The 23,096-nt window shown below is 62.7% G+C and carries 44 protein-coding genes; 28 read left to right on the top strand and 16 right to left on the bottom strand.

Annotated elements, in window-relative coordinates; genetic code table 11:
• Nucleotides 1-20: 20 nt before the first annotated feature.
• The 13 genes from SBA_RS12245 to SBA_RS12185 form a co-directional block, all read right to left on the bottom strand.
• Nucleotides 21-254, bottom strand: coding sequence for a helix-turn-helix transcriptional regulator (locus SBA_RS12245; protein ID WP_261934641.1), 234 nt, complete (start codon nt 252-254; stop codon nt 21-23).
• The gene (locus tag SBA_RS12240; RefSeq protein ID WP_261934640.1) at nt 251-571 is read right to left on the bottom strand and encodes a hypothetical protein; all 321 of its coding nucleotides are present in this window, start codon (nt 569-571) and stop codon (nt 251-253) included. Before SBA_RS12240 ends, SBA_RS12245 begins: the two co-directional genes overlap by 4 nt.
• Nucleotides 568-2,934: a ParB/RepB/Spo0J family partition protein gene (locus SBA_RS12235; protein WP_261934639.1), complete on the bottom strand. Its 2,367-nt coding sequence runs from the start codon at nt 2,932-2,934 to the stop codon at nt 568-570. Before SBA_RS12235 ends, SBA_RS12240 begins: the two co-directional genes overlap by 4 nt.
• Nucleotides 2,931-3,116: a hypothetical protein gene (locus tag SBA_RS12230; RefSeq protein ID WP_261934638.1), complete on the bottom strand. Its 186-nt coding sequence runs from the start codon at nt 3,114-3,116 to the stop codon at nt 2,931-2,933. Before SBA_RS12230 ends, SBA_RS12235 begins: the two co-directional genes overlap by 4 nt.
• Nucleotides 3,113-3,592 (bottom strand): hypothetical protein, encoded by a 480-nt coding sequence (locus SBA_RS12225; RefSeq protein WP_261934637.1) that lies wholly within the window; start codon nt 3,590-3,592, stop codon nt 3,113-3,115. Before SBA_RS12225 ends, SBA_RS12230 begins: the two co-directional genes overlap by 4 nt.
• A gap of 178 nt (nt 3,593-3,770) precedes the next feature.
• Nucleotides 3,771-3,929, bottom strand: a complete 159-nt coding sequence (locus SBA_RS12220) for a hypothetical protein (RefSeq protein WP_261934636.1) — start codon at nt 3,927-3,929, stop codon at nt 3,771-3,773.
• Nucleotides 3,929-4,327, bottom strand: a complete 399-nt coding sequence (locus tag SBA_RS12215) for a hypothetical protein (protein ID WP_261934635.1) — start codon at nt 4,325-4,327, stop codon at nt 3,929-3,931. Before SBA_RS12215 ends, SBA_RS12220 begins: the two co-directional genes overlap by 1 nt.
• Nucleotides 4,324-4,614 carry a hypothetical protein gene (locus SBA_RS12210; protein WP_261934634.1) on the bottom strand — a complete coding sequence of 97 codons (291 nt, stop codon included), beginning with the start codon at nt 4,612-4,614 and terminating at the stop codon, nt 4,324-4,326. The genes SBA_RS12215 and SBA_RS12210 overlap by 4 nt, the downstream gene beginning before the upstream one ends.
• Nucleotides 4,611-4,877, bottom strand: a complete 267-nt coding sequence (locus SBA_RS12205; RefSeq protein ID WP_261934633.1) for a hypothetical protein — start codon at nt 4,875-4,877, stop codon at nt 4,611-4,613. The genes SBA_RS12210 and SBA_RS12205 overlap by 4 nt, the downstream gene beginning before the upstream one ends.
• Before the next feature lie 2 nt (nt 4,878-4,879).
• Nucleotides 4,880-5,101: a hypothetical protein gene (locus SBA_RS12200; RefSeq protein WP_261934632.1), complete on the bottom strand. Its 222-nt coding sequence runs from the start codon at nt 5,099-5,101 to the stop codon at nt 4,880-4,882.
• Nucleotides 5,091-5,489: a helix-turn-helix domain-containing protein gene (locus SBA_RS12195; RefSeq protein WP_261934631.1), complete on the bottom strand. Its 399-nt coding sequence runs from the start codon at nt 5,487-5,489 to the stop codon at nt 5,091-5,093. The genes SBA_RS12200 and SBA_RS12195 overlap by 11 nt, the downstream gene beginning before the upstream one ends.
• Entirely contained in the window at nt 5,486-5,644 is a 159-nt protein-coding gene (locus SBA_RS12190; protein WP_261934630.1) for a hypothetical protein, read from the bottom strand. Before SBA_RS12190 ends, SBA_RS12195 begins: the two co-directional genes overlap by 4 nt.
• 110 nt (nt 5,645-5,754) lie before the next feature.
• Nucleotides 5,755-6,213, bottom strand: a complete 459-nt coding sequence (locus SBA_RS12185; RefSeq protein WP_261934629.1) for a hypothetical protein — start codon at nt 6,211-6,213, stop codon at nt 5,755-5,757.
• 438 nt (nt 6,214-6,651) lie between these two features.
• Between SBA_RS12185 and SBA_RS12180 the strand changes: the two genes are divergently transcribed.
• Nucleotides 6,652-6,837, top strand: coding sequence for a hypothetical protein (locus SBA_RS12180; RefSeq protein ID WP_261934628.1), 186 nt, complete (start codon nt 6,652-6,654; stop codon nt 6,835-6,837).
• Here the strand turns inward: SBA_RS12180 and SBA_RS12175 are convergent.
• Together SBA_RS12175 and SBA_RS12170 are read right to left on the bottom strand one after the other, a co-directional pair.
• Nucleotides 6,800-7,081, bottom strand: coding sequence for a hypothetical protein (locus SBA_RS12175; protein ID WP_261934627.1), 282 nt, complete (start codon nt 7,079-7,081; stop codon nt 6,800-6,802). The genes SBA_RS12180 and SBA_RS12175 overlap by 38 nt on opposite strands.
• Nucleotides 7,078-7,353 (bottom strand): DNA-binding protein, encoded by a 276-nt coding sequence (locus SBA_RS12170; RefSeq protein WP_261934626.1) that lies wholly within the window; start codon nt 7,351-7,353, stop codon nt 7,078-7,080. The genes SBA_RS12175 and SBA_RS12170 overlap by 4 nt, the downstream gene beginning before the upstream one ends.
• 44 nt (nt 7,354-7,397) lie before the next feature.
• Here SBA_RS12170 and SBA_RS12165 point away from each other — a divergent pair, with 44 nt between their 5' ends.
• The 27 genes from SBA_RS12165 (at nt 7,398) to SBA_RS12035 (ending at nt 22,514) form a co-directional block, all read left to right on the top strand.
• Nucleotides 7,398-7,880, top strand: coding sequence for a helix-turn-helix domain-containing protein (locus SBA_RS12165; protein WP_261934625.1), 483 nt, complete (start codon nt 7,398-7,400; stop codon nt 7,878-7,880).
• A 17-nt stretch (nt 7,881-7,897) separates the two neighbouring features.
• The gene (locus tag SBA_RS12160; protein ID WP_261934624.1) at nt 7,898-9,040 is read left to right on the top strand and encodes a hypothetical protein; all 1,143 of its coding nucleotides are present in this window, start codon (nt 7,898-7,900) and stop codon (nt 9,038-9,040) included.
• Nucleotides 9,041-9,050: 10 nt separating this feature from the next.
• The gene (locus SBA_RS12155; RefSeq protein ID WP_261934623.1) at nt 9,051-9,239 is read left to right on the top strand and encodes a hypothetical protein; all 189 of its coding nucleotides are present in this window, start codon (nt 9,051-9,053) and stop codon (nt 9,237-9,239) included.
• 156 nt (nt 9,240-9,395) lie between these two features.
• Nucleotides 9,396-9,875: a LexA family protein gene (locus SBA_RS12150; RefSeq protein ID WP_261934622.1), complete on the top strand. Its 480-nt coding sequence runs from the start codon at nt 9,396-9,398 to the stop codon at nt 9,873-9,875.
• Complete coding sequence (locus SBA_RS12145; protein WP_261934621.1) at nt 9,814-10,476, top strand: hypothetical protein; 663 nt, start codon at nt 9,814-9,816, stop codon at nt 10,474-10,476. Before SBA_RS12150 ends, SBA_RS12145 begins: the two co-directional genes overlap by 62 nt.
• The gene (locus SBA_RS12140) at nt 10,473-10,655 is read left to right on the top strand and encodes a hypothetical protein (RefSeq protein ID WP_261934620.1); all 183 of its coding nucleotides are present in this window, start codon (nt 10,473-10,475) and stop codon (nt 10,653-10,655) included. Before SBA_RS12145 ends, SBA_RS12140 begins: the two co-directional genes overlap by 4 nt.
• Before the next feature lie 123 nt (nt 10,656-10,778).
• Nucleotides 10,779-11,027, top strand: coding sequence for a hypothetical protein (locus SBA_RS12135; protein ID WP_261934619.1), 249 nt, complete (start codon nt 10,779-10,781; stop codon nt 11,025-11,027).
• A 24-nt stretch (nt 11,028-11,051) separates the two neighbouring features.
• Nucleotides 11,052-11,279, top strand: coding sequence for a hypothetical protein (locus SBA_RS12130; RefSeq protein WP_261934618.1), 228 nt, complete (start codon nt 11,052-11,054; stop codon nt 11,277-11,279).
• On the top strand, nt 11,276-11,443 hold the full coding sequence (locus tag SBA_RS12125) for a hypothetical protein (protein WP_261934617.1): 168 nt from the start codon (nt 11,276-11,278) through the stop codon (nt 11,441-11,443). The genes SBA_RS12130 and SBA_RS12125 overlap by 4 nt, the downstream gene beginning before the upstream one ends.
• Nucleotides 11,440-12,027, top strand: coding sequence for a host-nuclease inhibitor Gam family protein (locus SBA_RS12120; RefSeq protein ID WP_261934616.1), 588 nt, complete (start codon nt 11,440-11,442; stop codon nt 12,025-12,027). Before SBA_RS12125 ends, SBA_RS12120 begins: the two co-directional genes overlap by 4 nt.
• Entirely contained in the window at nt 12,024-12,335 is a 312-nt protein-coding gene (locus SBA_RS12115) for a hypothetical protein (protein WP_261934615.1), read from the top strand. Before SBA_RS12120 ends, SBA_RS12115 begins: the two co-directional genes overlap by 4 nt.
• Nucleotides 12,336-12,373: 38 nt before the next feature.
• The gene (locus SBA_RS12110; RefSeq protein WP_261934614.1) at nt 12,374-12,640 is read left to right on the top strand and encodes a hypothetical protein; all 267 of its coding nucleotides are present in this window, start codon (nt 12,374-12,376) and stop codon (nt 12,638-12,640) included.
• Nucleotides 12,641-12,700: 60 nt separating this feature from the next.
• Nucleotides 12,701-13,213: a hypothetical protein gene (locus SBA_RS12105; protein ID WP_261934613.1), complete on the top strand. Its 513-nt coding sequence runs from the start codon at nt 12,701-12,703 to the stop codon at nt 13,211-13,213.
• Nucleotides 13,214-13,326: 113 nt separating this feature from the next.
• Nucleotides 13,327-13,551: a hypothetical protein gene (locus SBA_RS12100; RefSeq protein ID WP_261934612.1), complete on the top strand. Its 225-nt coding sequence runs from the start codon at nt 13,327-13,329 to the stop codon at nt 13,549-13,551.
• A gap of 279 nt (nt 13,552-13,830) precedes the next feature.
• Nucleotides 13,831-14,277 (top strand): P27 family phage terminase small subunit, encoded by a 447-nt coding sequence (locus SBA_RS12095; RefSeq protein WP_261934611.1) that lies wholly within the window; start codon nt 13,831-13,833, stop codon nt 14,275-14,277.
• Between the two features lie 12 nt (nt 14,278-14,289).
• Nucleotides 14,290-14,496, top strand: a complete 207-nt coding sequence (locus tag SBA_RS12090; RefSeq protein ID WP_261934610.1) for a hypothetical protein — start codon at nt 14,290-14,292, stop codon at nt 14,494-14,496.
• Nucleotides 14,497-14,510: 14 nt separating this feature from the next.
• The gene (locus tag SBA_RS12085) at nt 14,511-16,280 is read left to right on the top strand and encodes a terminase large subunit (protein ID WP_261934609.1); all 1,770 of its coding nucleotides are present in this window, start codon (nt 14,511-14,513) and stop codon (nt 16,278-16,280) included.
• Nucleotides 16,280-17,560, top strand: a complete 1,281-nt coding sequence (locus SBA_RS12080) for a phage portal protein (protein WP_261934608.1) — start codon at nt 16,280-16,282, stop codon at nt 17,558-17,560. The genes SBA_RS12085 and SBA_RS12080 overlap by 1 nt, the downstream gene beginning before the upstream one ends.
• Complete coding sequence (locus tag SBA_RS12075; protein ID WP_261934607.1) at nt 17,535-18,155, top strand: HK97 family phage prohead protease; 621 nt, start codon at nt 17,535-17,537, stop codon at nt 18,153-18,155. Before SBA_RS12080 ends, SBA_RS12075 begins: the two co-directional genes overlap by 26 nt.
• Before the next feature lie 83 nt (nt 18,156-18,238).
• On the top strand, nt 18,239-19,510 hold the full coding sequence (locus SBA_RS12070; RefSeq protein WP_261934606.1) for a phage major capsid protein: 1,272 nt from the start codon (nt 18,239-18,241) through the stop codon (nt 19,508-19,510).
• A 71-nt stretch (nt 19,511-19,581) separates the two neighbouring features.
• Entirely contained in the window at nt 19,582-19,911 is a 330-nt protein-coding gene (locus SBA_RS12065; RefSeq protein ID WP_261934605.1) for a hypothetical protein, read from the top strand.
• Between the two features lie 3 nt (nt 19,912-19,914).
• Nucleotides 19,915-20,442 carry a head-tail connector protein gene (locus SBA_RS12060; protein WP_261934604.1) on the top strand — a complete coding sequence of 176 codons (528 nt, stop codon included), beginning with the start codon at nt 19,915-19,917 and terminating at the stop codon, nt 20,440-20,442.
• Entirely contained in the window at nt 20,439-20,813 is a 375-nt protein-coding gene (locus SBA_RS12055; protein WP_261934603.1) for a head-tail adaptor protein, read from the top strand. The genes SBA_RS12060 and SBA_RS12055 overlap by 4 nt, the downstream gene beginning before the upstream one ends.
• Nucleotides 20,810-21,292 carry a hypothetical protein gene (locus SBA_RS12050; protein ID WP_261934602.1) on the top strand — a complete coding sequence of 161 codons (483 nt, stop codon included), beginning with the start codon at nt 20,810-20,812 and terminating at the stop codon, nt 21,290-21,292. The genes SBA_RS12055 and SBA_RS12050 overlap by 4 nt, the downstream gene beginning before the upstream one ends.
• A complete protein-coding gene (locus SBA_RS12045; protein WP_261934601.1) occupies nt 21,289-21,699 on the top strand; it encodes a hypothetical protein in 411 nt (136 codons plus the stop codon). Before SBA_RS12050 ends, SBA_RS12045 begins: the two co-directional genes overlap by 4 nt.
• 6 nt (nt 21,700-21,705) lie before the next feature.
• Nucleotides 21,706-22,131 (top strand): phage tail protein, encoded by a 426-nt coding sequence (locus tag SBA_RS12040; protein ID WP_261934600.1) that lies wholly within the window; start codon nt 21,706-21,708, stop codon nt 22,129-22,131.
• Nucleotides 22,131-22,514: a hypothetical protein gene (locus SBA_RS12035; RefSeq protein WP_261934599.1), complete on the top strand. Its 384-nt coding sequence runs from the start codon at nt 22,131-22,133 to the stop codon at nt 22,512-22,514. The genes SBA_RS12040 and SBA_RS12035 overlap by 1 nt, the downstream gene beginning before the upstream one ends.
• 292 nt (nt 22,515-22,806) lie before the next feature.
• Here SBA_RS12035 and SBA_RS12030 read toward each other — a convergent pair whose 3' ends face one another.
• Complete coding sequence (locus SBA_RS12030; protein ID WP_261934598.1) at nt 22,807-23,070, bottom strand: hypothetical protein; 264 nt, start codon at nt 23,068-23,070, stop codon at nt 22,807-22,809.
• Nucleotides 23,071-23,096: the final 26 nt, after the last annotated feature.

Raw genomic sequence — 23,096 nt, 5'->3', positions numbered from 1 at the left:
GACCCCCAACTGTGACCCCGTCAGGAGGGTGGTTTTCGGGTCTGCCTGGCCAGCCACGCCATGACCTCCGACTGCAGCCAGCCGACGCTGCCCGGGCCGATCCGGTAGCGGTCGGGGAAGATTCCCTGTTGGATCCAGCGATAGATCGTCGCCTTGTCTTTGGGGACGATCTGCCTGACCTGCTGCAAGGTTAGGATGCGATCGTCGGGTGCGATCGTCGCGACGTCCGTCACGAGCGTGACCTCGGGACTCATGCCGGCACCTTCCGCCTGAAGCGCTGGAGCTGCTCCACCCATTCCTCATCGGCCGCAGGCTCGGTGTCTGGTTTTACCTTCCGGAAGAACGCGGCCAGCCAATGGCGAGTGTCGGGCTTGCCTTCAAAGTGCAGGAACAATCCCCCCATGCAGATGCGTGATACCCGCAGCACATCACCCTGCGCCGGTTCAATTGCATCCTTCATCCCGCCCTCAATTCCAAGGCACACAGCCAGGTCACCTGGCTGCCAGTCTTCAGATGACCGCGGCAACCTGTCGATGATGGCGGCCAGCAGGAACTCGACAAAGCTGCTCACTCCGCTGCCTCCTGTACCTTGGTCGGGGCGGCCGACGATGGCAGCCGCTCGAAGCGCATCAGGGGATGGACCCACTTCCCTTTTCGCAGGGCGCGGGTAACAGGCGCTGTCAGTTCGGAAGCCTTCAGCTTTGCCCATGTACCGAACGCCATTTTGTCGACATGCCGTTGCGCAATGGTCAGACGGTGCGCCTTAGGCAAAAGGCCGATGAGCTCTTCGGTGGGCTCGGCATAAGCATGGATGTCCGCGTCCTTAAGATCCGCGCGCGCGGCGAGAAGATCATGAAGGGGAATCTGGTAGCCTGGCGCGGCGAGACTGCGCTCCAGCATTGTGCCGGCGAGGAAAGCGACCGCTTTGTTCTTCCATTCCTCACTCTCCGCACTGAATGCTCGAAAGGCAGCGACTAAATCTCTGTCGGCCATGCTGGCGTGGGCACCGAGCTGGGCCAGTTCCTTGCGCCACCGCATCCCGGCAAGCGACCGCTTCACATGCGGCAGTACCGCCTGCGAATGCTCCATCGACGGCTCATAGCCGGGGGCAAGTCGGCGTGTGCCGACCTGGTGGCCGTAGCCGCCGCTCAGTTCGAACCGCAGCAGGCTCCACATGGCATAATCCCGGCCAACGACGCCGTCGCGTTCGGCATCGTCGAGGAGCGCGCAGCGCAGCACCTCGCGGCGTAAACTGCGCATAATCTGCAGGGCATCCGCTGTCAGGCCATAGTCTTCCCTGATCGCCGCATCAGCCTTCATCCGTTCGTCAAAGCCCGTGCTTTGCTCGATCGCCCTGCCGCCGGGCGCTGGCCTTAGCATCAAATCTCGCAGCGCTGCGCTCGCCGCGGTCGCAGCGGCCTTGGCGATCGGCCCGGTCGATATCGGCCGGGCCGGCGTCGGCGGCTTTTCCGCGTCGCGTTTCGCCTTGCGGCTGGCCCACCAGAAACGGGTTTCGAGTTTCCCATCCTGCTCGATCTCCAGGGTGGCGAAGATGTCGCCTGCAGGAAGGGTGAGGCTGCGGCGCAAGTCGATGGCGGCCAGTTCCGCCTCTAGCGGTTCGTAGTCCTCATCGATGGCGGCGATGCCCACGGCACATGCGGCCTGTTCAAGTCCCGGGTCGGCAAGCAACTGTCTGGCCTGATGCTCCAGTTCCGCCATTTCATTCTGGATGAAGGCCGAGCGTTCCGCATCGGCCGCGTCGACGTCTGCCGGATCCGCGCTGATTTCCAGATCGCGTGCCGGGCCGCCAAAATTGGAATCGCGTGGCGGGTTGGCTTCGAACCGGAGGATACGACTGGGCGTATGGTTCTGAACCTGCTGGCGAAGCAGCGTGCGTGTGCGCTCGAGCTTCTCATCGGCCAGCCGCATCAGCAACTCTTCATCTTCCACGCGGCCGCGCTCGTCGGCCTGGTCGGCGAAGAGATCGAGCTCGTAGCGTCCGCCCGCTTCGCCATAGGCTTTCTCTCCGACAAAGCTGAGCAGCTTGGACAGTTCGCTGTCGCCGACCTTCAGCAGACGTCGGATGCCGGCGGCGCTGGACGACATGCCCGACCGCTCGATCTGTTCGAACACCTTCAACTGCAAATGCTGATGCTCGGTCGCCCCATAGGCCTTGGCCTGTTCCTGGCTGATTGTGCCGGCTTCAAGCGCCGCGAAGATCGTTGGGTGCAGGCCGCCGAGGCGTGCCCACCCGCGCACGGTCTCGATCGTCTGGCCGTTGGTTTCCGCGATCTCTTTCAGCGACCGCCCCTTGGTATGGGCGCGTGCGACCGCGGCGAAGACTTCGTAGGGCCTGAGTTCTACGCGCACGAGATTTTCAGCGAGACTCAGTTCGCGCAGTTCGCCCTCGTCGGTAATGTCCCTGACGATGACATCGATGGGATGGTCGGCGGGGAGCTTGCCCTGGGTGATGAGCAGGCTAAACGCGCGGTATCGTCGGCCGCCGGCAAGCGCGCCATATTGACGCTTTTTCCCTTTCGCGGGGGTCATGGGGTGAACGACCAAGGGATAAAGCTGACCGCGCTTCAGGAGCGATCCCGCCATGCCGGCGACAGCATTGGCGTCAACCTCGTTGGTGCGGCAGTTGTACGGCGAAACACATAGCTCGCCGATCGTCATTGTCGTAACAGACATGGGGCTTCTCCTGGGCAGATTCTCCTTTGCGGGGAGGTTTGGTGGGGAAGTTTCCCCGCGCCGGGACAGGGCATTCGCCCGGCGCGGGGGCGCATCGTCTGCCGTGGGTGAGTGCGGATTGGCAGACGAGCGATCTGGACGGGATGCAATCAGCGCGAGCTGGCGCCCCTCATTGGGAAATTCGATATCGAGCGCGCGACATTCGGCGCAGCTGCAAAGGGCGGCCGCGGCGCGCATCATCGCAGCACCGCATAAAAGGCTATGTCGAAGGGCCAGCCCTGGATCGACCAGTTGCAATCGTCCGCGGACCAGCCCGGCGAAGGCGCGTCGTCATAGGTCGCGCCGATGCCGCCATGCGCCAGCCAAACCCTGATGCGTTTGCCCTTGGCCTCCGCCGGACGATGCCCCGGGTTGGGGGTCATGTCGGCTCATCCTCGCCGGCCGTCGCGGGATCATCGGCGAGCACATTCTCCAAGGCGTCCGCCAGTGGTGTGCTCAGCAATTCCTCGAAGGCGATCGTCGCGGCGTTCCACGCGTGCTTCATGCGCGGATCCTGCATCTCGTAGACGCGCAGTTCATCGGGCGTCTGCAAGCCGAAGATCTCGCGCGCGATCCGCTGCGCGAGCGCGTTCCCGCGGTCGACCAGTTCGCGGTCGGTGCGGCCAGAAGCGGGCGGTGCGCTCTTTGCGACCCAAGGCGCCCGGTGAAAATCGAAGAAATTCTGCGTGCAGTCGGGGCACAGATCCTCGTTTCCGCGGACTCCCGTTGGCACATCGGAGCGCTTCACCATTCCAATATCTACGGAGATATGGGTCCAGCCTTGGGGACGGGTCGGGAGTGGCGGCGTCTCATGATTGCAGCGGTCGCATTGCCAGACCTGTGGCGTGATAATCGTCATGATAGGCGCTCCTCCGGTGCATCGATGGTCATTGTGGCGCCGCAGCAACGCGGCCAGCCGTGGCGAAGAGCGCCAGCAGGATCGACCGGCGCCGATCGGCCGCAGGCCTTGCACCACACCATGCCGCGGCGAAGGCGGGCGTGGCTTTGCGCGAGGCGGTGGTGCAGGCCCTGGCACATCATGCGGCCGCCTGTTCGAACAGGATTGCGCGGATGCGATCCTTGCTCATCGACCTGTCCAGGCGATAGGCGCGCGCATGGATCTGCGCGACGCTGTCGCCTTCGGCGCGCATGGCGCGTAGCTCGGCAGGGCTGTAGGGGGTAAGACGCGGACGCATCAGCCAGCCTTCTCTTCGCGGCGAGCGTCGCGGCGGGCGAGGGTTAGCAACCGACCGCGCACACTGCTGTTGGCGCGGCCGAGCCGGCGGCATATTTCCCGCATCTTCTTGCCCGCGACTTCGAGCTCGACCAGCAGGGCATCATCTTCATCGGTCCATGGGCGAACCGTGAAGCCATATCGAACATAGGGAGCACCAGGCCGTGTGTGCTTGCCGCGCAGCCTGGGCGGTGCGTCGGCGCCTACCCGCATGCATTGCCAGTTGATCGAGGACGCACTGATCGGCGTGCCGGCGGCCGTGAAATATTCGGCGATCCGGTCGATGCTCCACCCGCGCTCGCGAAGCGCGGCCATCTCGTCCAGCTGCTGGTCTGAGAGGATCCGCTTGCCGCCCATCACATGGCACTCCACTGCCGGTCGATCGACTGCAGATCGGCGATGAGGCGCGACAAGCCGTCGCGAGACAGTGCGGTAGCTACGATTTCACCGGTGGGCGACATGGGCGTGCCGCCCGCGAAAACGATGATGGCCTTGGAGATTTGCTCGACCGGCGCCCATCCCATTTCGATGCCTTTACAGATGGGCAGCAACCGATAGTGGCCGGCGGCAAATGCGTCGGGCACCCATGCGCTGCCGTCATCCGTCAGGAGCACGGGCGACGAAAAAGGCGCGATCCCTTCGATCATGATCCCGCCCTTTCGATGATCGCCTTCAGCTGCGCCGGCACGGACGCGATGAGGTTGTCGCGCGTGGTCGGTTCCAGGGTGGCGAGCGCCGAGGCGAGGCCGTCGATGTGCGACTGTGCAACGCCCAGGAGCATGCCCAGCGGGCTGATCTTCGGGTCGCTTGCGAAAGGCGCCATGATGGTGGCGCCGGCGAGGATGAAGCCGGATGACATGGCCTGGCTGACGATGGCGATCGCCTCGATATCCTGATCGGTGAGGGCCATGGTCACTGCCCTGCCATCCAGTCGATGATGGACGGGCCGAACTTGCCGGCCGCGAGGAGACCGCCGACCCACAGGCCGGCGATCATCCCCTTGCGCAGCGCATCGAGGTCGCGTGGATCGACGGCCGGTGCGGGATAGGGTCGGGCGCCGTGGGCCTGACTGGCCCGGCTTGGGGCGCAGCGTTCGCAGGCGCAGCCCATGGGGTGGATAGCGTCATGCCGCATGGGGCAGATCCTTTCCGATACAGGCGGTGCAGAGATCCGCGCATCGATCCGACCAGGCGCAGCCGGTGTCGGCGGCGGGATCGACGCACGCGTCGTTCTGGCTGCAACCGCAGATGATGCAGATGCGGGGTTCGGGATCGACGGCGTCAGGCCCGAAGCTGCGGATGGTGATGAGTTGCAGCAGGATGGTGCGCGAAAAACGGAAGGCGTCCGCCAGGGTGGCGATGACATCGGGGCTGAGCGCCGCGATGTCCTTCTCGATCCGGTCGATCCAGGCAACCTTGTCGATGCCGCCCAGGCGCGGGTTGGTGTGGACCATCGCCGCCACGTCCATGATCGACAGGTCTGCAGCAATGCGGCGCTTCTGCAGATAGGTTCCGGGCGTCACAGGCCGAAGGTCCGGTGAAAGCGAGCGGTGGCGAAGCTGTTGCGGGCCAGCAGAGCGAATGTTGGCCGCAAATCGCGCGGCATTGCGTAGCGCGCCATCGTGGCGTTCTGTCGGCCACGAAACATGGCGTCAGCCCATTTTTTCCGATCCTTCATCACCAGTCTCCGGGCAGCACGAAAGCCTGCCCGAAAGCGCATCAGGAGCGCCGGGCCGGTCTATTTCTTGATCGTGTTTTGATTGCCGGCGGGCGTCCCCGCCCCGGCCGTCAGGGGGGATGACGGCCGAGGCGAGTCAGGATTTCATCCGCCTTCTGGCGAACCTGCAGCATTTCGCGTTGAGCCCTGGCCTCCTCGGCCGGGCCGGCGTCGGGCAGGCTGAGTTCCAGCAGCGCGGTTTCGGCGTCGGTGTTTTCCTGCATGAAGGCGATCGTCTCGCGCTGCAGTTCCAACTTGTCGGCGAAGGCGATCGCCTGCGCGGCGGTGACCATGTCGCCATGCGCTTCATAAAGAGGCGCGCCGGTGCCGCCATGCTGCTGGAAAAGGACGTCCAGCAAGATTGCGGCCCGCAGGCTTATGTGTTCGTCGCGATCGGCGTCGCCCCAGGCGCGCACCGTACGGGGCTGATAGCCGACATGGACGGCCATGGCCTCCCAGCCGCCATCGACTTGACCGGCGATGCGGGCGAGGGCGGTGTCGATCGAGATGGGTGCGCGCACCTTGGTCATGCGCGCCACCCGAAAATGCTGCCGGCTCCCCGCGTCGTCAGTGCGACCCGAAGGCAGGGGATGAACCTCGCGCCCGGCCAGGCTGCGACAGGTCCAGGGCGGCCGGCGCGCCCTGTCGGTAAGAAGAAGGCCGCCGCCGATACCGAGCGGTCAATAATGGGATCGGCGGCGGCAGTGATGGCCCCGGCATAGGGTCGCAGACGGGAGCCGGGGGCCACGGGCTGTTGGCGCATCCCAAAGGGACGCGGCGTTTGGGGAAGACGGGGAAATGCGAGCTGCATAGCTCGGAGGAGTGACCGCTGCGCAAGATCATGGGGCATCGCGCCTTCAGGGACCGGGCTGGACGCCCGGCGCACCTGTCCTTTGGGGGCCGGGCTGGACGCCCGACCCCGGCCGGCTATCGTGTGAATTCCTACACACACACGAAGGACGGAAATCATGGACCCTGCTATCTTTGCGATCGCCCGCGGACTTCTCACCGGGCTCGCGACATCTGGCATCATCAGCCGGGAAACAGTGGAAGAGGTTTGCAGCCAGATCGAGCTGGCGGCGAGCCAAGTCGCCGGGGCTGAAGACGCGGCGGAACTCACGGCCGATGTCCGTCAAGCTCTGCGGATTGAATAGCAGAGGCCGCCGCGATCTGAAGGCGGGTGACATCCGCCAGCCCCTGCAACACCTGACGCATGGCCTTCATCATGGGCAGATTGCCCGAACCGTCGATCCGCGCGATCAGCACGGCGGTTTCAAGAGTCGCCAGGCGATCTTCAAGGAATGACCCACGCGATACGGGCCATTCGCCATGCGGATAGAGAAACTGGGCCAAAGAGTCGGCCAGATCGCGATGTCGTGCGGCTTCAGCAGGGGTCATGGCCGCACCCCTTCCAGCCGCTGTGCTGCCGCCGCCTGCGGGTTCTTCAGGCCGAGCGCGACCGCCACGCGGTGCGACACGCCCCGCCTGCAGGCGCGGCGGCCGGCCAGAATTTCGTAGACCAGCCGGCGCGAGAAACCATGCTCGTCCGCCCACTGCGCATAGGTGACCCCCTGCGCAGTGAGGCGCGCTTTCGCCTGAGCGACGGCCTGCGGCGTAAACCCGCGTGCGTCGTCGCTCCGCGCAGCGGAGGCAGTTGGAGACTCGGTCATGATGTGCGATGCACTCAAAGTGTGGAACTATGGTGCAATATTCTATGAAAATGGAGAATCGTCAATCAGATTCTTCAAAAACGGAGCCGTATGCGTCTCGGCTGCGTGAAGAGCGCGTGCGCGTGGAGCCTCATCAAGGAAAATTCTGTGCGAGAATAGGCATTTCTCGCAATCGGCAGAGCTTCTTCGAAAACGGCGAACGCGAAATGCGGAGCGAATATTTGGAGCTCATTGCCCGCCATGGCCTCGATGTTTCGTACATTCTCACCGGCCAACGTGGAGGCGATCGGCTCGATCAGCGCGAATCAATGTTGCTGTCGATGTTTCGCGCCTTGGACGATATCAGCCAGTGTACGATCCTGCTCAGCGGTATGCGCATGGCGCCCGAGGGGGCGGTCCATTTTACGCCGGCCGCAGTCGTCGAGCAGATCGTGGCAGCAGTCCAGGGTGTCGGCGGGGTCGGGCCAGCCGCAGCTGGCACGGTTCATGAAAGCCAACCAGAGTTCAAAGCCGAACGAGACGTTTGATTGCGGAGCGAGAGAATATGCCCACATTCGAAGAGTTTGCCGCAACTGAGGGCATGCAGTTGTTAGCGTATGATGATCATCCTGATTGGTTGGATGCAGTGGCGGAGTTCTACGCTAACATGACCCCGTTTATCGGTAACTGTTTGCGTTCTGGTGAGCCAATGATCTTAGATATTCATTTGGTTGACCGGCCAGGGCTTAACGCGTTTGCTGCCAGCTTCGATGACGCGGACGTTATATGTCTCTATCGTGATACAGTTCGACTGATAAGGGCGACAGCGCGAGGACTCGTGTCGCAGGGGCTTTTACTACCCCATATCGGAGCCGAAAATAACATAGTTAAATCACGGCATTTTTCTGGACCCCCAAGGCAGGTGCTGACCAACGAAATAGATTTATGCGACGATCCGCTCGAAGATATTGAGCGGGATCGCCTGGCACTTCATATAACCCGTTTGGCTGCACACTTTATAATTCAGCACGAGTTTGCGCATATTTCTAATGGACATACGAGCTGGATTGGATCCCAACGTAAATTGGCCCTCATTATTGAAATGGACGATGGGCACCTTGAATCCACCAAAGGAATGGAGCGTGAAACCCTAGAGTGGGACGCGGACAGCACCGCCATTACGCATGTCTTAAAAATTGCCCTAAACCCGGAAATGTTCACGATTGATGGCAGGACGGCCTGGAAAATCCCAAATAGAAATTCAATTGGTGATGTAGGCGACGCCGTTACCTGTGTTGTCGCTGCTTTCTTCTTATGTGGGGCATATTTTGCATCGGTAGAAAGCAGTTTATGGTGGGATTTAGAGCCTCGATCGCATCCTCATCCTGCTATCCGGATGGCGAGCATCATATCTGCCATCACCCTTAATATCAGTTTCCGAAGTGGCACGACCGAAAAAGAGGCTGACGCTCATCTTGCGAATGCCTCGTCAATTATCCCTTCGTGGCTATCGCTGTTTCGTGGTCACCTACCCCAAAAAGACCATGTTCCTGGATTTTTGGATTTTTGCGATAACCGATTAAAGCAGTATGATACGGTTTGGCAAAGGTTGGAACCAGAACTCCGTAAGTTCAAACGGGGGGGCACGCTCGCTCCACTAGTGCGGACAAGGCACCCGGCTTTTCCCAACAACGACGTAATAGGCTAGCAGTGATGCCATGAACGTGAACGAAATCGCCGTTCGAAACGCTTATCGCAGGGGCGAATCGCGATGGCGAGAGGTCGTAGCCATCCTTGACAACGACGTGGTCTACACTGTTGAAGGACTGTTCTCGCTGCAGCCTATGAAAATGGGCATCATGGAGTTTGCCGCCTGGGCTGGTGAACGCCGTGCCATGTATAAATAATGATCTTCCGGAATTATCCATCTAACGTCAGCCAACTGTAATAGTCGCTGTTGGCGGCCTTCATATTCGGTTGCGGTCGCAATTCAGTCCCGAATGCTAACGCTGGAATCCTCGTGCTTTTCTCCCTATGTTCTTCTCTTGAAACGGGAGGGCATCGTGGACGAGTTACCCCGCCTCTCGCCAGCGATGGCGAGCAGGAAGAACCAGGTGCTGGCCTTCATCAGGCTATACTGGCGTGCGCATGGCGTGGGACCGTCGCTCAGCGAGATCGCTGCGGCCTGCAATACCAACCGATCGCGCGTGCAGGACGCCATCCGCAAGCTGGCCAAAGAGGGGCGCGTTATTCGCGAACCGGGCAAAACGCGGGGCGTCCGACCGGCCGAGAGCCATGAGGAAGCGCTGCAGCTGCTCGAGGCGCAGGGCTGGGCGGTCAACCCGACGCGGCTTGAGTTGATCCATCCGGGCGCGCCCTTGCTCGACCTGGACGAGGCCGGCCGGCTGACCGTTACAAATACGAGCCTGCCGTTCGGCATCGCGCGCGCGCATGGTGCCGCTCAATCAGGAGATGAGCGGCATGCAGGTGACGGGGACGGACGCGGCGGGGGCAGACGGGGCGGGGAGCGGGGCCAAGGGTAGCTGGGCTCGGTCGCCGGTGGCGATCGAGGCGGGCGCGGCGATCGCGCGCGCGGCCGCGCAACGCACGACGCGGGTGCAGCGCCAGTTGCGCAAGGATCGCGACGACACAGTCAAGCGGTGGAGCCACAAGAACAACGGCACGGTCGAGACGCACGAAGCGCACCGCCGGCGCCGACCGGGCGCAGTCGCCAGGTTGCATACATCCGGCTATCTGACCGACGACGAACTGGCCTGGTCGCAGGAGATCGCGGCGATCGCGACACAGATCATGGCCGACGCAATGGTGCGTACCTGCAGCATGGAAACTCGGGTGGACAGCAGCCGACATGGCGATGCGTTTTACGAGGCTTTAGGCGCGGTGTGGAACGAGATGGCTTATTCGCGCTGGCGAACCCAGTTGGGCGGGCAGGCGGCGGCGGTCCTCGATATCGTGGTGCATGATGTCGGCCTGGCGCGCGCCGCGGCCAACCATGGCATGCATGCGCGGCGGGCGCGCAAGCTGCTGGTCGACGCGTTGCATCTTTGGATGCGGATCCACAGCGACGTGCGGCGGGAAGTGACACCAGCGGATCTAGCCGCAGCCCATGCCGGCATCCTGTGAAGACGCCGGCGTTTGCCATTGAGGTAGATGGCATCAAGGTCGGGACATCGTCCGCCATGACGGTACCGAAAGGGCAGGAGATACGGATCAACCTGCAGTTTCGACCCTATTGGTCAGGCCTGTTTCATTTAATGGCGATCCTGGCTGATCAGAAAGACGATCGCCCTGAAGAAAAATGATGCCGTTACAAAAACGAGCCTGCCCAAATGGCCACGGAAGTGCCAAATCCGACCCCGCAAGAACTGCGTCCTGAGCCCGTCGGTCCCCACACCGGCGGGCTTTTGCGTCGATGGAGGCTCGCCATGGCCAAGATGCCTACCCGGCCTTCGATAGCCGACCAGCTGGAAGGTGCCAGCCACGAGCTGGACCTGCTGATCCGCGATGCCCGCCTGTCCCCCGATCGTCGCCATGACCGTCGTCATGCCGACCTTGAAGAGCGGGCCCAGGCCATCGCCGCCTCCATCGTCGCCCCCTTCCGCGGCGGCCGCACGCCATCGGCGCCGGCGCTCGCCATCGAAACGCAGGGCGCAAAGTCCAGCGCCTGGTTCTGACCGGGCGTCAATCAGGAGACCTTTATGAGCAGCCTGCTCCGCCGGATCGAGATTCGCGGCCTGAAAGCGCGCGGCTATGCGCGGACGCCATACCGCATCGTCAAGGATGCGGAGGGCAAGGAACGTCCGGTGCGCGTCGCGCGCGGCGGGCTGATCCTTGGCCCGGAGCCCGAGAATGCGCCAATCGGCTATCGCTGGCCGCGCGTGATCGAATTGCGCTCGGTCGATCAGACAGGGGCGATGCCGGCATGACCCAGGCCGACGTCGCCCAGCTGCAGCAGATGGCGCAGGGCGATGGCGAGATGCGCCTGTCCAAGCGGCTGATGCGCACTTTGCTGGCTGACCTGGCGCTGAGCGATTCAGCCCGTCGCGCGCAGGACATGGTCGATCGCACGCTGCGGAGCCGGCCACGATGAGCCGCGTTCGATCCCCCGCACAGCGAGCGCCGCAAACCCCTGAGCAGGCGACAGCGCTGTGCGCCCGTTTCGTCGAGCGCAGCGCGCAGGCGGCGCTGATCATCCAGACGCGGGACGAAGTGATCGCGTTAGCGAACCAGGTGGCGGACACCGAGCTTGTCCCGATCACCGCCGAACTCAAGGACATCGAGAAGCAGCTGAAGCCATTCTTCGCCGCGCATTATGACGCGTTGACGGGTGGCAAGCGCAAGTCGATCGAGCTTGGCGGTTGCTATCTTGGCTATCGGCTGGACAAGGCCAGTGTCGCCTTTGCCCATGGCAAGGATGACGACATGGCGGTGACGCTGCGCGCGGCCGAGCTCAGCGATTATGTACGGACCAAGCATTCGCCCGACAAGGTGGCCATCCTGAAGGCGCTGGAAGCCGAGCGCGACCAGCTCTTCCTGTTGTCCGCCGGTAAACCCGATTTGCTCGATCGCCCATTGGAAGAGATCACGCCACTCCATATCCTCGGCTTTTCGATCAAGCAGGGCGAGAGCTTCTACCTGGAGCGTGTCGGCCAGGATCGGGCCGTGGAGCCGTGAGCGACCAGATTGTCGCCGGCACGAGATTGATCCGGAGGCTGGAGCAGTCGGCCGAGATCGCCGGCTGCACCATGGATGTCGTGTCGATCGACAGCCGCGACCTGTCCTGCAGCATCTTCGTCATCGCCAATCATCGGTTGATCGTCGCCGTTGGCGGGCTGTCGGCGCGCGCCTGGCTGGAGGCGCTGGACGAATATTCGATTCACGTGCCGGGCCATGTCCTGGCGCAGCTGGCTGTCGGCGCCATCGATGATACAGGCGAGCAGCTGCTCGTCGAGATCGAAGCGCAGACGGTGAAGGAAGCATAGGCCCGGCGGTGTGCCGGCCCATCACGAGGACCATCGCCATGAATATTTCCAGCATCGTCGCGGGTATCATCGCCCTTCTTCTTCCGACCAAGTCGGTGGATGTCATCGTTTCCGTCCTGTCCAAGGTCGCCGATCGGCTCGCTGCGGCGGAAGCCAGCCAGAACGCGAAGGCCGACCGCCTGCACGATCAGGCCCGCCAGCTGCGCTCCGAAGCGAGCGACCTCGCTGCGGCTGCAGTCGCGGCCACGGATGAGGCAGAGCGCGCCGCGCGCGTCCGCGCCAATGTGGCCAAGCTGATCGCCTGATCGCTCACCCGATTTTCTGGCGGGCGCAGCGCCGCCGCCGTCATCTGTAAAGGATCCATCATGGCCGGTGTCGTCGCCACCCTTTCCCTTCAGGTCGCCGCCAAGCTGATCGGCTCGGCCGACCTCGGCAATCCCATCGCGCCCGTGACCCTCGAAAAGGTGGTGCGGATCGCCGCCGGCACCGATGCGCTCGGCAAGGCCGACGTGCTATGGGCCGACACCCGCACGATCGCGGCATCATCGACCGAGAATCTTGACCTGGCCGGCGCGCTGGCCGGGCTGCTGGGCGGCACGGTCACTGCGGCAGAAATCACGGCGATTGTCGTTGTCGCCGATGCGGGCAACACCAATGACGTGGTTCTGTTCGGTGCGGCGAGCAACGCCTTTAACGGGCCGCTCAGCGGCACCACGCCCAAGCATGCGCTCGGTCCCGACGATGTCTATCTGGCCACCAACAAAAAGGGCTGGACCGTGACGCCGGCCACCGGCGATATCCTTCTGGTTGCCAACAGCGGCAGCGGAACCGCTGTCACCTATTCCATCATCCTGTTCGGTCGGACCGTCGCAGCCTGATGCCCAGTCAGGCCCCACGGTTCAGGCCGCCAGGCTGGCGGCCACCGGACCCGTGGGCAACTAGCAAGGGCAAGAGCAGGCAGCAGCGCGGCTACGACGCGACCCATGATGAGATGCGCAAGCGCGTGCTCATCGAGGAGCCGTGGTGCCGCGAGTGCCTGCGCATCGGCATCGCGCCGCCTGGCCGCACGACGATAGCCGACCACATCCGCAACCGTGCGGAAGGCGGCGCGAACGAGCGCGAAAACTACCAGGGCCTGTGCGATCGGCACAGCAAGGCGAAGACCGCGAAAGAGGCCGCGCGATCGCGTTGGCGGAACCGACAGTCCGCCGACTGACACATCGCGATTGCGAGCAAGTCGCGACCGCGAATCGTGTTGATCGGCAAGGCATTTCGACCGCTTTTCAAGCGAAATCGGACGCCGCGGGATGCAAAACGGGCCGGATTGAGGGGAGGGGGAGGGTCAAAACCTCGACCCTCGCCCCCCTGGGACCGCGCCTGTGATCATTTTCTTACGCGGTCAAATTCAAAGGGTAAAAAGTGAGGGCCGGGGATGGCGAGAGGCGGACCCCGGTCGGGCGCTGGACGTAAACGGAAAGACCCGGCGCTAAAGGACGTGCAGGGTACCTACCGGGACGATCGGGACGCGAAGGTCAACGAGGATGTGCCAGTCGGTCCGATGATCGCGCCGCTGCATCTTTCCGAAATTGCGCGCGGACACTTCGCCACGATCGCCGGCATCCTGGAGGAGCAGAAGCGATCGAGCCCGCATTACGCGGAGCATGTCGGCCTGCTCGCGCTACGCCTCGAGCAGATCGCGATGTACCAGGCCGTCATCGAGGTGGAGGGCTGCACCTTCACCACCCAGAGCGTCCTTACTACGAAAGACGGCTCGGTATCGGCCCTTAAGATTATGAAGCGGGCGCACCCCGCGGTCGCCATGCTCGACGCAGCGTTACGTCATGCGCAATCGCTGTTGGGGGATCTGATGCTCAATCCGTCTGCCGCCTTGAAAATCGCCAGCGGCCATAAGCAGGAAGCCGGCGATTTCGACGATTTCTGAGGAGAAGATGGCATGACCACGACAATCACGCTCGAAACGCATAGCTGGCCGACCAAGATCATCATGCGCGACGACTTCGAAAGCGAATGCGGAACCCATAAGCATCATGGCGTGACGGAAGAGATCGTTCCTCCGAACAGCAAGCGTACTGTGCATGTCTGCCAGTCGCGCACCATCGAATTTGTAGAGTTGCCCCTGCCACCGTCCGACGCCGGCTAACGGCATAGGTTGATGTGGAAGGCCGGGATTATGCAGCGATCGCGCGCAAATATGCGAGCGACGTTTGCAGCGGCAAGGTTCCGGCAGGTCTTCAAATCCGGCTCCAGTGCCGGCGGTTCCTGGATGAACTGAAGCTCAGCCGCTCGCGGGCGGCAAAGTTTCCCTATGTTTTCGATGAGGACGCCGCGGCCAGGCCGTGCCGCTTCATCGAGAAACTGCCTCATAGCAAGGGCAAATGGGCGCGGTCGAAAGAGCGGCTGGTCCTGCAGCCGTGGCAGATCTGGATCATCTGCACCACTTTTGGGTGGTTGCATAAAGCCGGGCCGCGGAAGGGCCTGCGCCGGTTTCGCCGGCTGTTCCTGGTCGTACCGCGCAAAAACGGCAAGTCGGCGATCTCCGCCGGCATCGGCCTGTACATGTTTTGCGCCGACAATGAGTTCGGCGCCGAGGTCTATTCCGGAGCGACCAACGAGAAACAGGCGTGGGAGGTTTTCAAACCCGCCCGCCTGATGGTCGACCGGACGCCGGCGCTGAAGCGCCGCTTCGGCATCGAGATCACAGCCAAGGCGATCAGCCGGATCCAGGACGGATCGAAGTTCGAGACCATCATCGGGGATCCGGGCGACGGCCAGTCGCCCAGCTGCTCGATCCATGACGAATATCATGAGCATGCCGACGACGGCCAGGTCGACACCATGGTCACCGGCATGGGCGCGCGCGATCAACCGCTGCAGCTGCTCATCACCACCGCGGGCGATAACCTTGCCGGCCCCTGTTATGCGCTGATCCAGGAGGAGAGGAAGAAGCTCGCCGGCATCGGCCATAACGGCGGGCCGCCGCTGGATGACGAAACTCTGTTCGTTGAATATTCGATCGACGAGGGCGACGACTGGAAATCGGAGGTTGCGCTCAGGAAGGCCAATCCCAACGCCGATGTCTCGGTGTCGATGGACTTCCTCCGCGCCCGTCAGCGCGACGCGATCGCGACCCCCCGCAAGGCCGGCGTCTTCAAGACGAAGCACCTAAACCTGTGGGTTTCGGCCAAAGCTGCCTATTTCGATGTCGAAGCCTGGCGCAAATGCAAAGATCCGGAGATCCCGGCGAATCCTCGCGACGCACTGGCGCTGGAATGGCTGCGCGGCCGACGCGTCATCCTCGGTCTGGATCTCGCGTCGAAGGTCGACATCGCCGCACTGGAATATCTGTTCCTGCCGATCGGCGAGGTGGCGACGAAAGACGATCCGTATATCCGGATCGGCCGGTACTTCCTGCCCAGCGACACGGTGGCGGAAGTGCCGGCCTATCAGGGATGGGACGCGCAGGACTTGCTGGACGTCACCACCGGCAACATCGTCGATTATGACGAGATCGAGGCCGCGATCGAGGAGGCTGTGGATCTCTTCCAAGTCGAATTCGTGCCCTACGATCCGTTTCAGGCGACGCAGCTATCGACGCGTCTGGCCAAGAAGGGCGTGCCGGTCATCGAATATCGACCGACCGTTCTCAATTTCAGCGAACCGATGAAGCAGCTGGATGCCGCGATGCGCGCCCGACTGATCATCCATGGCGGCGACCCGGTGATGGAGTGGGAGATCTCCAACGTGGTCGGCACGCCCGACAAGAAAGACAATGTCTACCCCAACAAACCCGAGGGGCAGGCGCATTTGAAGATCGACAATCCGGTCGCGCTGATGAGCACAATCGGTGTCCACATGGGCGAGGAGAAAGAAGAAGTGCCTGCCTCTCCCTGGGATGATCCCAACTATTCGATGAGCAACGCCTGATGGGCTTCTGGTCCAGGTTGGTTGGTCGCGAAGAGCGGTCGGTCAACGCATTGGAAAATCCGACCGTGCCGCTCAGCGCTGGGGCGGAAGAGATTTTCGCATTCTTTGGTCTGCTCGACCAGCGCGGCCATCTGCCGCCGGTTACGATCGACGCCGCCCTGTGTGTGCCGGCGGTGCTTGGCGCGGTGACTTTCATGTCGCGCACCATGGCCGCGCTGCCGCTCCATACTTATGCGGGCACCGAGAAGCGAGACGGAGATCTCGCCATGCTCCTCAACGAGGCTCCCAATGCGGAATGGAGCAGCTTCGAATGGCGCCGTTACATGTGGCAGCAGATATTCACCGGCGGCCGCGGTCCGTGCTGGATTGAACGGATCGGCACCAAACCGGTCGCGATCTGGCCGATGGATCCGTCGTTGACCACGGTTGCTCGCGTTCGGGGCCGCAAGATCTATCGCTTTGAGGGGCGGGAATATCCTGCCACGGACATAATCGACGTACCCTTCATGTTGAAGGTGAACCAGATCGATGCCTATGGCCCGGTCAATCTCGGCCGGAAAGCGATCGCGCTTGCCATTGCGATGAACGACTTCGCTGCCACGTTCTTCGCCGGCGGCGGTGTCCCGCCGCTGGCGCTGGAAGGGCCGTTGCCGCAGGGAGCTGACGCGTTCAAACGTGCGCAGGCGGATATCAATCGCGCGATTGAGATGGCGAAGAAAGCCGGGACGCCATTTTTCGGCATGCCTCCTGGCCATACGCTCAAGGCGATCGGCATTGATCCGGACAAGGGCCAGATGACCGAGGCCCGACTGTTCCAGATCCAGGAGATCGCGCGGATATGGGGTCTACCCCCGGTATTTCTGCAGGATTTATCCCGCGGCACCTTCGCCAATACCGAGCAGCAGGATCTGCAGCTGGTAAAACATCTGATAGGCCAATGGGCCAAGGCTTTCGAAGACGAGCTCAATCTCAAGCTGTTCGGCCAGCGCCGGCGCAGTCTGAAGGTGAAGCATAATCTCGACGGGCTCCAGCGCGGTGATTTCAAGAGCCGGATCGAGGGTCTGGCCCGCGCGATCAACACCGGCCAGCTGATGCCAGACGAGGCGCGGGCCCTGGAGGATCGTCCGCCAGATCCCAGCGGCCATGGCGGCAAGCTCTATATTCAGGGTGCAACTGTCCCGCTGGGCACCGCGCCGAGCAAGATTGGTCACAATGGTGGCCCCACCCTTGATGATGACGGAAAGGATCCTGCCGATGGCGGCAAAAGCGCCGACGACTGACGGCCGCGAAAGGCGGGCGCTTACCGAAGGCCTTGAGCTTCGGGCCGCGCAGGACAGTGGCGACCAACGCACCGCGAGCGGCTACGCCGTCTTGTTCAACAGCGAGGCGAAGATCTACGATATGTGGGTCGAGACCATCAAGCCTGGGGCGTTCACCAAATCGCTGCAGGAGCGGGATGTGCTTGCTATCCATAGCCATGACAGCGGGCGCGTCGTGGGCCGCATGCGTGCGGGGACGTTGGTGCTGCGTGAAGATGCCAAGGGACTGGCCTTCGAAAACCCGCTCCCCGATACGACTGACGGCCGCGATCTGGCCATTCAGATCGATCGCGGCGATATTGCCGGCATGTCGTTCGGCTTCATCGCCACACGGCAGGAATGGGACGATACGGTGGAACCACCTCGCCGGACCATCATCGAAGCCGAGCTATACGAAATCACCTATACCGCAATGCCGGCATATGATGACACCGAGGTCGGCGTCCGATCGCTCGATGCCATTCGGAATGAACGACGCGGACACAACAAGGTGTGCGCGCGCAGCCGCATCGCCGCCCGCAAGGCGCGCCAGGCCCACGCCGAGCGCCGCATCTGATCAACCCGGCGAATGCCGGAGGTGGCGGATGACCGCCCTCAACGCCCGCGTCTCGCGGGCTTTTTCATGCCCAGGAGACATTCATGTCCGCACGTTTGAAGGCGCTTCAGGAGAAGCGCGAGAAGCTGGTCGCCGACGGCCGCGCCGCGCTCGATGAGATCGGCAGCAATACCGATGATTCCCGCGCTGCCGAGCTCGAGCAGCGTCACGACACCATCATGACGGAATATGACCAGATCGAAAAGGATCTGGCCCGCGAAGAGCGCATGTCCCGCATCGAAAAAGACGCGGAACAGCGGCGCGCGGGCAAGCGCCCCATCGGCCCGGACACCGAGGCACGCGGACAGGACGAGGGCGAAGCTCTCGAATATCGTGGCGTCTTCCACAAAATGTTGGCTGCCGGCGGCGATCTGAGCGAACTCGACAAGGAAGAGCGCGCGCTTCTCAAATCCGGCCTGGTCAAGATCGACAAGGAGGAGCGGATGCAAACGGCGGGCACTACCACCGCCGGCGGCTATACCGTGCCGACCGAACTTGCCGGCTTCATCGACAAGGCGATGAAAGACTGGGGGCCGATGTATGACGAGGACATCTGCACCGTCGTGTCCACCACCAGCGGCAACCCGATCAAGATCCCGACCGTCGATGACACCGCGAAGAGCGCCGGCACCCATACCGAGGGCACGCAGCTGACCGACGACGGGTCGGAAGATGTGACCTTTGGCCAGAAGTCGCTGGACGCCTATATCGCTGACACCGAATGGATCAAATGGTCGTTCGAGCTGAACCAGGACAGCTATTTCGCGATCGAGACGCTGCTCGGCGCGCTGTTGGGCGAGCGCTTGGGCCGCAAGGGCAATGCCTGGCTGACCGTTGGCACCGGATCGTCGCAGCCTCAGGGAATCGTCCCGGCCGCCGGGCTCGGCAAAACCGCTGCGTCGGCGACGGCGATCGCGGCTGACGAACTGATCGACCTGCAGCATTCGGTCAATGCGGCCTATCGCCGCTCGCCCAAGTGCCGCTGGATGTTCGCCGACAGCACGCTGCAGGCCATTCGCAAGCTGAAGGATGGGCAGGGGAACTACCTGTTCCAGATGGGCGACATCCGTGTCGGCGCACCCGACACGCTGCTCGGCAAGCCCTTCTCCATCAACGATGACGTGCCGGCGATCGCGACCGGCAACCGCTCGGCCGTCTTCGGCGACTTCTCCCGTTACTACGTCCGTCGCGTGGGTGCACCCCTGATCGGCGTAGTGCGCGAGCGCTTCTGGCCGGACCTGGGCATTGCGGGGCTCATTCGTCTGGACGGCGAGATCGGCCAGTCCGGGGCGATCAAGGCGCTGGTTCAGGCCTGATCGCGCAGCGCGCATAGAATTGGCGGGGCGGCGCATCGTCGCCCCGCTTTCCTACATAAGGAACTCCTTATATGGCTAAGAGGCCAAATGCGTTTCAGCGCCTTCCTGTTGTCGCGCCGACGCCACCGGCTGTGTCGCCCGTTGCCGCGGTAACGCCAAACGACCAACAGGAGGCAGCGCGATCGGATGCGATAGCGCCACCCGCGCCGATCATCAGCGAAATCCCCGCCAAGCGCTGGCTGAAGATGGAAACCAGCTTAGCTGGCCCTCGCTTCAGCGTGAGCCCTGGCCAAAAGCATCCTTTCAGCGACACACCGGCGGCCGATGGCGGTCCGTCCGAGGCGCAGCGCCTGGTCGACGCCGGTTTCGCCGTCGACTGCGATCCGCCGGCAGAGGCCTGATCCATGCTTAGCGCCCCTACCGTCATCATCGCGCCAACGGCGAAGTTGGTGACGCTGCCGGAGGCGTGCGCCTATCTCAGGCTGGAAGAGGGCAGCCTCGATACAGAGATCGAGGGCTATATCGCCAGCGCCATCAGTGATATCGAACGGATGACATCCACCCGTCTGGCACCGCAGACGGTGGATATCCTGGCCGATCGATTCTCGGATCTGGCTCACCTGGCGATCGGGCCGGTGCAGTCGGTCACCTCCATCCGGTACCAGAACCAGGACGGCGACAGCTTCGATCTCGACGAAACCATATTCGAACTGTTCGGCGCGCACCTGGACCGCGGCATCCGTCTGCGCGCCGGCGCGACGTGGCCGGCTGTTCGCTCCGTCACCGCGGTCATCACTATCCGCCTGGTAGTGGGATATCCCATCCTGCCGGCACATTTGAAGCGCGCCCTGCTCGATGCAATCCGTCAGCAGTTCGACGGGTCGCCGGTCGATCTGTTCACTGCGACGATCAACGACAGGATCTGGCTGTGACCCGGCCCGCGGTCCTTCAGGCGCGCAAGCGCAACAAGCGGATCTTGATCGAGCAGCTCGGTGCCGGCGTCGACGGCTTTGGCCATAAAACCGTCGATCAAGATTGGCGGGAAGTCGCGCGCGCTTGGGCCGGTATCGTGTTCGGTAGCGGAGGCGAACAGCGCGAGGCGGCGCAGCAGGGCGGCAGCCAGACCGCAACTTTCTACGTTGCGGCTTCCGAAAAGACATCGGCCGCCAGCGTTCGCGATCGCATTCGCTATCCGCTGAGCGACCGCGACCCGCGTAAATGGCCATGCTGGGAAATCCAGGCGGTGGCGGAGCTGGGCTTCAACGAGGGCTTTGCCTTCACGGCGATCCGGGTGGCGGCGTGAGCGGCGGCGAATATGACATGCAGGGCCTCGATGCCTTGCTCGATACGCTGGGCGCCTTGCCTGAACAGATGGGAAAGAACGCTCTGGAACGCGCCGGAAAGCGTGCATTGCAGCCGTTCCTCGTCGTGGTGAAGGATATTGCTCCTACCGACGAGCCCTCGGAATCGCCCGATCGCCCGGCGTTCGCCTATCGTGACAGCTTCATCATCAGCACGAAACTCAACGAACGCCAGGCGAAGCTGAAACGCAGGGCCGGGAAGAATTACGCCGAGGTCTATGCAGGTACCAACGACCCCGTCGGCACCTGGCTCGAGTTCGGCTTCATCCACCGCCGAGGTGACAGCCTTAGCTGGGTGCCACCGCAGCCGCATGTCTCCGTCGCCTGGAATGTCACGGCAGGCGATGTCCTGGGCGAATGTGCGATCGCGCTGGCTGAAGAACTGGATGGCGCGCTCACGCGCTCGGTACGCCGGTCATGAGCTTCGAAGAGGCTTTGCTCGCGCGCGTCGTCGGCTCGCCGATCGGCGCGATGCTGGGCCACTGGCAAGGCACGCGCACGGCCCATTGGGGCGATCGGCCGGAAGGCGCACCACTGCCGGCGATCGTCTTCACGATGATCGATCCTGGCGTTGATTACACCCATGGCGGACGCGACCCGCTGCGCATCGCGCAGATCCAGGCGGACAGCCTGGCGCAGGATTATGCCACAGCCAAGGCGATCGCCGACCGGCTCGGCCGGCTGCTCGAAAGTGCAGGCGACGTCGCCGGCATCACATTCACCCATGGTTTCATCGAGTTCGAGCGTGACATCCCGGTCGTCGGGGTGCGCGGCGCGCCATCGGTTTACGGGCGCACCCAGCGCTTTTCCATCCACCACAAGGAGTAAGGCCCCATGTCGAATGGCAATTTCGGCGCGGAATTCTGGTTCACCGATATCGTTGACGCGGAGTTCGAAATTCCCGAAGTGCTGTCGGTGACGCCCAGCAATCCGACGCGCCCCACCTACCAGAATTCGCACCACAAGACGGTCGATGCCCACACCTATGAGGGCGAGGCGCTGCTGGAGCCCGGCACGCTGACGGTGCAGATCAACTATCTGTCCGGCTCCGACGTCGACCTGAAGCTGCTGGCGATGCTGAATTACAAATCGCCGAAGCCCTATCGTTCCGTCCACAATGCCGGCGCGACCAAGCGCAAGATCAGCGGCACCGCGATTCTGACCGGCTATGCACCCGGTGCGATGCCGATCACCGGCAAGCAGGAAGCCACACTGACCTTCCAGGCAAGCGGCGCCGCCGTCCACGCGGCGAATAGCTGATGAACCCGTTGCGCGGTGAAGTGCCGCTGGTCCTGGGGCAAGGTGATGCGGCGATCACGCTGACCCTGAAGCTTGGGATCAACGCCCTCTGTGTGGCGGAACCCATGCTCGGCAAGAAGTCGCGCGCCATTCTCGACGACATGGAGGATGACCAGGACGGTCCCGCCCTCGATACGATCCGCGTCCTCACCTGGGCGGGGTTGCGAAAGCATCACTCCGATTATCATCTCATCCAGATCGGTGAGCTGATGGAGGAGTTTGGGCCTGCTGTCTTTAGCAATGCGATTCTCGCTAGTCTGGCCAGCGCGTTCGGCACCGGGGAGGGTAAGCAGGGCGCAAACCCTCCGAAGTCAAAGGCCAGGAAGAAGACTGGGACTGGCTGAAGCTCCACCAGCGCTGGTGCGAGGCCGGCTTTGACCCTGATGAATATTGGGACCAAACGCCGCGCCTGGTGCGATCTGCGCTGGTCGGACATCAGGACAGGATCAAACGCGAGCAGCTGACGCAGCTAGAAATGGCATGGCATAACGCGCGCTGGTCTGCATTCAGCCAGAAGCTCGACTCATTGGCCGACGTCTTACGTCAAGCCGAGGGGACGAAAGAAGATCCCGATATAGTCTGGCACAAAATGAAGGTTTGGGCTGCGGCTTATGGGCAAGTGATAGAGGAGGGGGCTTAGTCGTCCGCGTTAGGCGAGGGCGCCAGGAAGCTGATAAGTGCTCCCGTCGAAAGCAGTACCGCGGCGGCAATCACCAGCCCGATGCCCAAATCCACGTTTAGTTCCTGGATATGCATCAGTTGCAGGTTGGCAACCCGGTCGTAGACACCTTCACCGGAAACCGTAGTCTCGATGCTGAGGCCAGCGACGACAAGATATGTGCCGGCGATCATCGCCAACATTCCTGCGAAATAAAATGCTGAGACGGCCGCCTTCTTCATGAGGGCTGGCATAGTAGAGTGCTGGA

Origin of the sequence: Sphingomonas bisphenolicum, from assembly GCF_024349785.1 — a bacterium.
GTDB lineage: Bacteria > Pseudomonadota > Alphaproteobacteria > Sphingomonadales > Sphingomonadaceae > Sphingobium > Sphingobium bisphenolicum.
This window is presented reverse-complemented; position numbering and strand designations above follow the sequence as displayed.

Coding starts and splice junctions, on each gene's coding strand:
- SBA_RS12230 (WP_261934638.1), bottom strand. CDS start 3,116: ATGACCCCCAACCCGGGGCATCGTCCGGCGGAGGCCAAGGGCAAACGC.
- SBA_RS12160 (WP_261934624.1), top strand. CDS start 7,898: ATGCCCACATTCGAAGAGTTTGCCGCAACTGAGGGCATGCAGTTGTTA.
- SBA_RS12105 (WP_261934613.1), top strand. CDS start 12,701: ATGGCCGGTGTCGTCGCCACCCTTTCCCTTCAGGTCGCCGCCAAGCTG.
- SBA_RS12185 (WP_261934629.1), bottom strand. CDS start 6,213: ATGACCAAGGTGCGCGCACCCATCTCGATCGACACCGCCCTCGCCCGC.
- SBA_RS12165 (WP_261934625.1), top strand. CDS start 7,398: ATGAAAATGGAGAATCGTCAATCAGATTCTTCAAAAACGGAGCCGTAT.
- SBA_RS12210 (WP_261934634.1), bottom strand. CDS start 4,614: ATGATCGAAGGGATCGCGCCTTTTTCGTCGCCCGTGCTCCTGACGGAT.
- SBA_RS12100 (WP_261934612.1), top strand. CDS start 13,327: ATGCGCAAGCGCGTGCTCATCGAGGAGCCGTGGTGCCGCGAGTGCCTG.
- SBA_RS12040 (WP_261934600.1), top strand. CDS start 21,706: ATGTCGAATGGCAATTTCGGCGCGGAATTCTGGTTCACCGATATCGTT.
- SBA_RS12110 (WP_261934614.1), top strand. CDS start 12,374: ATGAATATTTCCAGCATCGTCGCGGGTATCATCGCCCTTCTTCTTCCG.
- SBA_RS12090 (WP_261934610.1), top strand. CDS start 14,290: ATGACCACGACAATCACGCTCGAAACGCATAGCTGGCCGACCAAGATC.
- SBA_RS12120 (WP_261934616.1), top strand. CDS start 11,440: ATGAGCCGCGTTCGATCCCCCGCACAGCGAGCGCCGCAAACCCCTGAG.
- SBA_RS12135 (WP_261934619.1), top strand. CDS start 10,779: ATGGCCAAGATGCCTACCCGGCCTTCGATAGCCGACCAGCTGGAAGGT.
- SBA_RS12035 (WP_261934599.1), top strand. CDS start 22,131: ATGAACCCGTTGCGCGGTGAAGTGCCGCTGGTCCTGGGGCAAGGTGAT.
- SBA_RS12220 (WP_261934636.1), bottom strand. CDS start 3,929: ATGCGTCCGCGTCTTACCCCCTACAGCCCTGCCGAGCTACGCGCCATG.
- SBA_RS12070 (WP_261934606.1), top strand. CDS start 18,239: ATGTCCGCACGTTTGAAGGCGCTTCAGGAGAAGCGCGAGAAGCTGGTC.
- SBA_RS12125 (WP_261934617.1), top strand. CDS start 11,276: ATGACCCAGGCCGACGTCGCCCAGCTGCAGCAGATGGCGCAGGGCGAT.
- SBA_RS12060 (WP_261934604.1), top strand. CDS start 19,915: ATGCTTAGCGCCCCTACCGTCATCATCGCGCCAACGGCGAAGTTGGTG.
- SBA_RS12155 (WP_261934623.1), top strand. CDS start 9,051: ATGAACGTGAACGAAATCGCCGTTCGAAACGCTTATCGCAGGGGCGAA.
- SBA_RS12065 (WP_261934605.1), top strand. CDS start 19,582: ATGGCTAAGAGGCCAAATGCGTTTCAGCGCCTTCCTGTTGTCGCGCCG.
- SBA_RS12180 (WP_261934628.1), top strand. CDS start 6,652: ATGGACCCTGCTATCTTTGCGATCGCCCGCGGACTTCTCACCGGGCTC.
- SBA_RS12130 (WP_261934618.1), top strand. CDS start 11,052: ATGAGCAGCCTGCTCCGCCGGATCGAGATTCGCGGCCTGAAAGCGCGC.
- SBA_RS12205 (WP_261934633.1), bottom strand. CDS start 4,877: ATGGCCCTCACCGATCAGGATATCGAGGCGATCGCCATCGTCAGCCAG.
- SBA_RS12245 (WP_261934641.1), bottom strand. CDS start 254: ATGAGTCCCGAGGTCACGCTCGTGACGGACGTCGCGACGATCGCACCC.
- SBA_RS12235 (WP_261934639.1), bottom strand. CDS start 2,934: ATGATGCGCGCCGCGGCCGCCCTTTGCAGCTGCGCCGAATGTCGCGCG.
- SBA_RS12075 (WP_261934607.1), top strand. CDS start 17,535: ATGGCGGCAAAAGCGCCGACGACTGACGGCCGCGAAAGGCGGGCGCTT.
- SBA_RS12200 (WP_261934632.1), bottom strand. CDS start 5,101: ATGCGGCATGACGCTATCCACCCCATGGGCTGCGCCTGCGAACGCTGC.
- SBA_RS12045 (WP_261934601.1), top strand. CDS start 21,289: ATGAGCTTCGAAGAGGCTTTGCTCGCGCGCGTCGTCGGCTCGCCGATC.
- SBA_RS12190 (WP_261934630.1), bottom strand. CDS start 5,644: ATGAAGGATCGGAAAAAATGGGCTGACGCCATGTTTCGTGGCCGACAG.
- SBA_RS12145 (WP_261934621.1), top strand. CDS start 9,814: ATGCAGGTGACGGGGACGGACGCGGCGGGGGCAGACGGGGCGGGGAGC.
- SBA_RS12080 (WP_261934608.1), top strand. CDS start 16,280: ATGGGCTTCTGGTCCAGGTTGGTTGGTCGCGAAGAGCGGTCGGTCAAC.
- SBA_RS12175 (WP_261934627.1), bottom strand. CDS start 7,081: ATGACCCCTGCTGAAGCCGCACGACATCGCGATCTGGCCGACTCTTTG.
- SBA_RS12170 (WP_261934626.1), bottom strand. CDS start 7,353: ATGACCGAGTCTCCAACTGCCTCCGCTGCGCGGAGCGACGACGCACGC.
- SBA_RS12225 (WP_261934637.1), bottom strand. CDS start 3,592: ATGACGATTATCACGCCACAGGTCTGGCAATGCGACCGCTGCAATCAT.
- SBA_RS12030 (WP_261934598.1), bottom strand. CDS start 23,070: ATGAAGAAGGCGGCCGTCTCAGCATTTTATTTCGCAGGAATGTTGGCG.